Origin of the sequence: Kitasatospora sp. NPDC057692, assembly GCF_042799475.1 — a bacterium.
Classification (GTDB): domain Bacteria; phylum Actinomycetota; class Actinomycetes; order Streptomycetales; family Streptomycetaceae; genus Kitasatospora.
Window position 1 is genome coordinate 1 of the sequence record NZ_JBHVIV010000196.1, and the last position, 1,578, is coordinate 1,578.

The following is a 1,578-nucleotide window of genomic DNA, read 5'->3' on the forward strand; positions in this document are numbered from 1 at the left end:
CGCCCCAAGTGGACCAACCCCAACACCCCGAAGGGCACCGAGGTTCACCTCCTGGACGTGAACGCCGCGTACCTGGCGGCCCTGAACACCCACCTCCCGATCGGTGCGCTTCAGCACGCCACCGGCGGGGAGTTCGACCGCCGCCGCGCCGGCGCCTACCGGATCACCCCGCCGGAGTGGACGCACGCCGATCTGCCCAACCCCCTCGGCTACCGGGAAGAGCCCGGGGACCTGTGGGTCACCCGGCCGACCCTGCAACTCCTGTCGGACCTGGCCACCCCGAAGTACGGCAGCCTCTGTGAGGCGCCGGTCATCCATGAGTCGTGGACCTCGGGGTCATCGGAGAGCATCCTCCGAGCCTTCCGGGACACCCTCCGCGACGCACGCGCGGCGGCCCTGGCGGACGACGACGACGTGACCCTGACCTACGTCAAGGCCATGTACTCCAAGTTCGTTTCGACCTCTGCGAAAGCCTCCAAGTTCAATCACCTGATTGAGCGGACGGATTGGTCACAGATCATCCGAGCGCAGGCACACGGGAACCTCTGGCGACGCGCATTCAAGGCACACCGCGCCGGCCTGACCGTTCACCGCATCACCGGCACCGACGAATTGCACGTCGCCGGTGACTGGCAAGCCGTATTCACCGAGGGCCGCGCCCTCACCGAAATGAAGACGAAGGGTGCCTATGTCGTCGGCGCCCCGGTCGCGGAAATGGGGGAGTGACACGTCATGGGAGGACGAGCAACAGGCGGATTCGGAGCACGGGGAAAGAGCGGCGGGGAAGCAATTGCCCACCGGCTGGACGTCCTTGCGAACGGAATCCGTTCCGACGTAGGCACGGAACGCGGATTGGAGGCCCGACTCAAGTACCTGACCAACTCCCCCGCCGGATATCAGGCAATGGAGCGGGCCGGTATCTCGGTCACCCCTCGGACCCTGTTCGCATGGCTCGCAGGTGACCGCGACCCGAACAAGGCCAACCGCTCCCGAATTGACGCGGCGTACCGCGACATAAGGCGGCGCAACATCGCGAAGTCCCTGAAAAAGCGGCTCGCTAACAACGGCCGGGGGACACGGGTGGAAGTACACCCGCTGGATCAGGGCCGGGTGCCCAACCAGAACCAGCGGGCCCTCAACGTCCGCCGGATCAACATCCGACCCGGACAGTGGGGCCACCTCGTGGACGCGTGGGCCCGGGGCGACATCGCAGAGATGGACGCCATCTGGGAGGGCATCGCAGAGGACGCGATCGGCTCCGACTGGGGCGCCTACGTGATGGTGGCCGGCGTTGGATTCGGCGCATAGCAGCAAGTCACAGAGGGGCCCTGGCCGTTGATGGCGGGGCCCCTCCCGTCACCCGTGGGGGACTGCGTGAACTTCATCGACCAATACGGCCTGGTCCCGTACAAGCCCTGGCAGCTCTCCCGCTACGCCCGGGAGGGAGCCTGCGAGGTGTGCGGGGCCACCTCGGAGGAGTTGGCCCGACGCTACTCCGAGGACGGCTACCAATCGGCCCTGTCCGCAGTCCTGTTGAACTTCGACCACTGCCACGAACACGGCTGGATACGGGGCCGG

Annotated in this window: 2 protein-coding genes and 1 pseudogene; all 3 read left to right on the plus strand. The window is 66.9% G+C overall.

Going from position 1 to position 1,578, the window contains the following annotated elements; genetic code table 11:
* Positions 1–726: pseudogene (locus ACFVFS_RS40750) on the plus strand (transcriptional regulator); the annotation flags it as partial.
* Positions 727–852: 126 nt separating this feature from the next.
* On the plus strand, positions 853–1,308 hold the full coding sequence (locus ACFVFS_RS40755) for a transcriptional regulator (RefSeq protein ID WP_380630169.1): 456 nt from the start codon (positions 853–855) through the stop codon (positions 1,306–1,308).
* A 66-nt stretch (positions 1,309–1,374) separates the two neighbouring features.
* Positions 1,375–1,578, plus strand: a 204-nt coding sequence (locus tag ACFVFS_RS40760) for a hypothetical protein (RefSeq protein ID WP_380630170.1), incomplete at its 3' end; no start/stop codon positions are given.